General features: G+C 64.6%; 8 protein-coding genes. 3 read left to right on the top strand and 5 right to left on the bottom strand.

Annotation, left to right across the window (positions count from 1 at the left end):
• The coding region (locus tag EN914_RS22780) for a chloride channel protein (protein WP_164778854.1) at positions 1–1103 on the top strand (1103 nt) is incomplete at its 5' end.
• A gap of 56 nt (positions 1104–1159) precedes the next feature.
• Here EN914_RS22780 and EN914_RS22775 read toward each other — a convergent pair.
• The 3 genes from EN914_RS22775 to EN914_RS22765 all read right to left on the bottom strand — a co-directional run bounded on the left by EN914_RS22775 (position 1160) and on the right by EN914_RS22765 (position 2716).
• Complete coding sequence (locus EN914_RS22775) at positions 1160–1663, bottom strand: invasion associated locus B family protein (RefSeq protein WP_013528815.1); 504 nt, start codon at positions 1661–1663, stop codon at positions 1160–1162.
• A gap of 270 nt (positions 1664–1933) precedes the next feature.
• Entirely contained in the window at positions 1934–2296 is a 363-nt protein-coding gene (locus EN914_RS22770) for a YkvA family protein (RefSeq protein ID WP_013528816.1), read from the bottom strand.
• Positions 2297–2419: 123 nt separating this feature from the next.
• Complete coding sequence (locus EN914_RS22765) at positions 2420–2716, bottom strand: 4a-hydroxytetrahydrobiopterin dehydratase (protein ID WP_013528817.1); 297 nt, start codon at positions 2714–2716, stop codon at positions 2420–2422.
• Positions 2717–2766: 50 nt separating this feature from the next.
• Here EN914_RS22765 and EN914_RS22760 point away from each other — a divergent pair, with 50 nt between their 5' ends.
• Positions 2767–3285, top strand: a complete 519-nt coding sequence (locus EN914_RS22760; protein ID WP_013528818.1) for a low molecular weight protein-tyrosine-phosphatase — start codon at positions 2767–2769, stop codon at positions 3283–3285.
• Here EN914_RS22760 and thpR read toward each other — a convergent pair.
• Together thpR and EN914_RS22750 are read right to left on the bottom strand one after the other, a co-directional pair.
• Positions 3189–3785 (bottom strand): RNA 2',3'-cyclic phosphodiesterase, encoded by a 597-nt coding sequence (thpR, locus tag EN914_RS22755; protein WP_013528819.1) that lies wholly within the window; start codon positions 3783–3785, stop codon positions 3189–3191. The two genes, EN914_RS22760 and thpR, sit on opposite strands and share 97 nt — an antisense overlap.
• Positions 3786–3910: 125 nt before the next feature.
• Positions 3911–4555: an arylesterase gene (locus tag EN914_RS22750; RefSeq protein ID WP_024504016.1), complete on the bottom strand. Its 645-nt coding sequence runs from the start codon at positions 4553–4555 to the stop codon at positions 3911–3913.
• An 88-nt stretch (positions 4556–4643) separates the two neighbouring features.
• On the opposite strand from EN914_RS22750, the gene EN914_RS22745 reads away from it, so the two are divergent.
• A complete protein-coding gene (locus tag EN914_RS22745) occupies positions 4644–5339 on the top strand; it encodes an ABC transporter ATP-binding protein (protein ID WP_024504015.1) in 696 nt (231 codons plus the stop codon).
• The last annotated feature ends 59 nt before the right edge of the window (positions 5340–5398 follow it).

The raw sequence follows: 5398 nt of genomic DNA, 5'->3' as shown, positions 1-5398 counted from the left end.
TCCTGCGCCCTGTCGGCCAGCACCGCGAACAGCACGCTGATCACACCGATGCCAAGCGCGCCCGCCATCTGCGTGACGACGAGGACCGCAGCCATATCCTGTCCCTCAAACTGGTGGCCGGCAAAATCATGCTCACCATCGTCGGCCTGTTCTGCGGCGCCTCGATCGGCCGCGAGGGTCCGACGGTGCAAGTCGGCGCGTCGCTGATGCTGCAGGCGGCACGCTGGGGCGGCATGGTGCAGGCCCGGGGTCTGATCCTGGCCGGGTCGGCCGCCGGGATTGCCGCCGCCTTCAACACGCCGCTGGCCGGCATCGTCTTCGCCATCGAGGAGATGGGCCGCACCTATGAGGCGCGAACCAACGGGCTGGTGCTGACGGCGGTGATCCTGGCCGGTCTCGCTTCGCTCGGCCTGCTCGGCAACTACACCTATTTTGGCGTCGCCAGGGACACCATCTCGTTTGCTGCCGAATGGCCGCTGGTGCTTGCCTGCGGCATCATCGGCGGCGGGTTCGGCGCGCTGTTCTCGCTGCTGGCGTTGAAGGCGACGCGGCGGATCCGGCGCTGGAACACTGGGCAGCCTTTGCGGCGCGCCCTGGTCGTGGCCGCAATCTGCGGGCTTGCGGTGGCGGTGATCGGCATCGCCTCGGGCGGGCTGACCTTCGGCACCGGTTACGTGCAGGCGCGGGGCGCCGTCGAAGGCACGCCGCTGCCGTGGTTCTTCTTCGCCGAAAAGTTCCTGGCGGGATTGCTGTCGATGATCTCGGGCATTCCGGGCGGTATCTTCGCGCCCTCGCTGGCTGTCGGCGCCGGCATCGGCAGTTCGCTCGGCCTCCTCTTTGGCGCGAGCACTGGGGTGGCGGCACTGCTCGGCATGGCCGGCTATTTCGCCGGTGTGGTGCAAGCGCCGATGACGGCCTTCGTCATCATCCTGGAGATGACCGGCAATCACGACAATGTCATCGCGCTGATGCTGGCCTCGATGCTGGGCTACGGCACGGCGCGCATGATCTCGCACGAGCCGCTCTATCACGCGCTATCGCGTGTCTTCATCGCCGAGGCGATCCGGCGCCGCCGGGCGGAGGCCGGGCCGGGGCAAGTATGAAAGAAAAAAGGCCGGGCTTCGCGGCCCGGCCTTTCTCTCAAAAAAAGTAGCTTTGCCTATTTACACTTGGCGATCGATGTCAGCGCCGCCGAAATGCCCTTCAGAGAGAAGACATAGGAGGTGGGATTGCCGCGGCCGGACTTCGCCGTCACCTTCATGTCGGTGCCGGTCTTCATGGCGGCGATCAGTACCGGCTCCTCGGCGGCATTCTCGACCCAGGCCGATTTGCCGCGCGTGAACATCGAAAACGTCTTCTTGTCGATGGTCACAGTGGCCTTGGAGCCTTCCTGGAAATTGTAGCCGGCAATGAATTGCGGCTCGTAGGACACTTGCTGGCCGGGCCGCTGGCTGACGAAGAAGAACATATCGCCATGGTCGAGCGTGGGCGGCTGCTTGTCGGTCGGCACGGTCAGGACATAGCAGACCTTGCCGCCCGATGCCTGGTAGCTGTAGGTGCCCCAGGCATTGTGCTGGCCGATCTTGGTCGCCGACTGCGCCAGTGCCGGCGCTGCCACGGCCACCAGGGCCAGACTCGAAACTATCGCAATCAATCCGCGCATCGCTTTTCCCGTATTCCAAATGGTGCGGAGGCAGGCCGGCTTGGCGTCCTGCCCGTCGCTTCATTTTGATTTAATCTGGGTTACCAAACGGTGAATTTCCGAAGAGAAAAGGACCCTCACCCCGAGGAAACCGCCACCATACCCGCGCCGCCGCCCTGCGAGCGGGTGGCGCGACATCCCTTTGGCGACTTGGAGGCCACGAAAGCGGCAAGAGTTTGACTTTTTACGCTGTCGCCGAAAGCCGGCTTCAACGGCGTTCCGCGCGCGTGTTCAGCCCTTCTCGGCCATGGCGTCCCTGGCGGCCTGCCGGTGCGCAGTGGTGATATGGGCACTGACGGCGGTGATCGCGGCGGTGAGCACGGCGATGTCGTCGGTGAAGCCAAGCCCGAAGACGAAGTCGGGGATGACATCCACCGGCAGCACGAAATAACCGAGCGCGGCCAGCAGAATGCCCTTGGCGCGCAGCGGCGTGTTCTTGTCCATGGCGCAATAATAGGCGGCCACGACCTCTTCCATGAAGGGGATCTGCCGCGCGGCCTTCTTGGCTGTGCGCCAGAATTTCTCGCGCACTTCGCTCTCGTCTGACGGCTTGCCGCCAAAGCCGAAGAAATCAAAACCGGATTGTTGCGCCATCAGTCTCTCCTTGCGGGGCTCATGCGCATCCGGCGCCTGCCCCGCGGGGGAAAATGTGGTGAAACCCGACCCCCGCTACAAGATGCCGGTGCCGATTTGGGCCTGCCGAGGCGATACCAGGCCTCAGGCGCCGGCAAAACGGTTCATTTTCGTGGCCAGATCGATATCGAGCGCAGTGACGCCGCCGGCGTCGTGGGTGTTCAGCGTCACGTCGACGGTCTTGTAGACATTCGACCACTCGGGATGATGATCCATCGCCTCGGCGGCAAGCGCGACGCGGGTCATGAAGGCGAAAGCCTCGGAGAAATTCGCGAAGGTGAATGTGCGCTTGATGGAGGCGCCGTCTTCCGCCAGCGCCCAGCCGTCGAGGCCCGTCAATGCGGCTTCAGCGGCTTGCCTGCCCAGTTTCTCTCTCGCCATGTCCCTATCCTGTGCTATTCGAAAACGACCCTCACCATAGCGACGGATCGATGAGCGCGAAGCCTATAAATTCCATTCTCTTCGTCTGCCTCGGCAACATCTGCCGGTCGCCGCTGGCGGAAGGTGTCTTCCGCGCCGTTTGGGCCGAGCGCGGGTCGGCCCGGGATATCCTGCTCGATTCGGCGGGAACCAGTGACTGGGAGGCCGGCTCTGCCCCCGATCGACGCGCGATCGCGGTCGCCATGCGGCACGGCGTCGACATTTCCGGGCAGAGGGCGCGCAAGGTCACGCCGCAGGACCTCCACCGTTTCGACCTGATCCTCGGCATGGACCGGTCGAATGTCGCCGACCTGAAGGCGCTGGCGCCGGCGGCCGTGCAGGACCGCATCCATCTGTTCCTGGAATTCGCGCAGGGAAAGGCACGCGACGTGCCGGATCCTTATCATGACGAGGCAGAAGCCTTCGCTTCCGCCTATCGCATGATCCGCGAGGCGTCGGAGGCGCTGGCGACAAGGCTGGAGGCGCGGGCGTCCGTGCCTGACAGCGGCCAGGCTTCCTCGACGATGTAGGGTCCGCCGCCGACCGAATCGCGCGACGACATCAAAACGAAACGGCCGATGCGGAACGGCAGCGTCGAGAAATTGCCGCGCGCCGACAGATATTGGGCAACGTCCAGCGGGGTCGAATTGCGCAAGCGCGCCAGCGTCACATGCGGCATGAATTTGCGCGGGTCGGCCGGGATGCCGAGCCGCTGGCAGATGCGGTCGATCTCACCTTGAAGGGCGGCCAGATCGGGCGAGGCGGAAGCGCCCGCCCACACCGCATGCGGCTTCTTCTGGCCGAAAGCGCCGACGCCGGTCAGCGCCAGCGAGAAAGAAGGGCGGTGGACGCGGTCGAGCGCGTTGGCGATCTCGTCGGCGACATGGCCGGGAACATCGCCGATGAAGCGCAGCGTCAGATGGTAGTTTTCGACGTCGATCCAGCGGGCTCCCGGCAAGCCGCCCCGCAGCAGGGACAGCGAAAGGGCAGCGTCACGCGGAATTTCGAGGGCGGTGAAAAGACGCGGCATGAAGAGCCTCCCTTCCTCGAATCGAACTGTCACCCATAGCGAATCATCGATAGTCAAACGGAGCAAGAGGTTTGTTGGCCACAGTCCCTGTTAAAAGCTCGCCGGGCGGAAACAGTTCCAACCCGCTAGGAATCGCCCGGCACTGCCGCGATCACCTTCTCGACCGTGGGCAGGATGCGTTCGACCATCTGGTCGACGCCTCGTGCGCTCGGATGCAGGCCGTCCTCGAGCTGCATGCCGGGCTGGCCGGCGACGCCGTCGAGAAAGAACGGGTAGAGCGCGACGTCGTATTTCTTCGCCAGGTCCGGGAAAATGGCGTCGAAGGCGCTCTGGTAGTCGGGACCGAGATTGGGTGCGGCGCGCATGCCGGCCAGAAGCACGGCAATCTTGCGCTGCTTCAGCTTGCTCAGCATCTCGTCGAGGTTCTTTTTGGTGATGTCGGGCGAGACGCCACGCAGCATGTCGTTGGCGCCTAGTTCGAGGATGACCAGTTGCGTGCCGTCCGGCACCGACCAGTCAAGCCGCGCCAGGCCGCCGCTCGTCGTGTCGCCGGAGACGCCGGCATTGGCGACGGTCACATCATGGCCTTTGGCGCCAAGCGCTGCCTGCAGCCTGTCGGTAAAGCCCTGGTCGGGTCCAAGGCCATAGCCCGCCATCAGGCTGTCACCGAAGCCGACGATCTTGAACGGCTCGGCACGCGCCGACGACATGACGCCGCAAATGGCGAGGAAAACCACGAAGCCTGCGGCAATACTGCGTTTGAAAGACATGCGGCAGGCCCCATATGAGCTAGAAATTCTTCAGTCGACGGCTTCCGGCAAGCAGAGCCTTCATTCCCAGATATAGGACGATTTCATTTTGACAGAAGCCGTCATCGCGCTGAAAGATGTGTCCCTGACCCTTGGCGAGGGCGCTTCATCGGTCCATGTGCTGAAGGGGGTGAGCCTCGATGTGGCGACCGGCGAGGCGACCGGCATCGTCGGACCTTCGGGTTCCGGCAAGTCGACCTTGCTGATGGTCCTGGCAGGCCTGGAAAGGGTCGATTCGGGTACGGTCCGAATCGCCGGCGAGCTGCTCAACGGCAAAAGCGAGGACCAGATTGCTTCGTTTCGTGGCCGAAACATTGGCATCGTGTTCCAGTCCTTCCATCTCATTCCCAACATGACGGCGCTCGAAAATGTCGCGGTGCCGCTGGAACTGGCCGGCCATTCCGATCCGTTCGCGGTGGCGGCGCGCGAGCTGGCGGCGGTTGGCCTCAGCGACCGCGTCACCCACTATCCCGGCGAATTGTCGGGCGGCGAGCAGCAGCGCGTGGCGATCGCCCGCGCATTGGCGCCGTCGCCGCGCATCCTGATCGCCGACGAGCCGACCGGCAATCTGGACCAGGCGACCGGGCGGCAGGTCGCCGACCTCCTGTTTGCGAAGGCGGCCGAGCGCGGCATGACGCTGGTGCTGGTGACGCATGATCCGGCGCTCGCGGCACGCTGTTCGCGCCAGGTTTCGATGCGCTCGGGCCGGATCGAGGCACCGGCGCCGGTCAAGGTGACGGCCTGATGCCGCTGTCCCGGACGTTGAGGCTCGCTGTCCGCTTCTCGCTGCGCGAGATGCGCGGC

It is taken from the genome of Mesorhizobium sp. M7A.F.Ca.CA.001.08.2.1 (assembly GCF_003998455.1).
In the GTDB taxonomy this organism is placed as follows: domain Bacteria; phylum Pseudomonadota; class Alphaproteobacteria; order Rhizobiales; family Rhizobiaceae; genus Mesorhizobium; species Mesorhizobium ciceri.
This window is presented reverse-complemented; position numbering and strand designations above follow the sequence as displayed.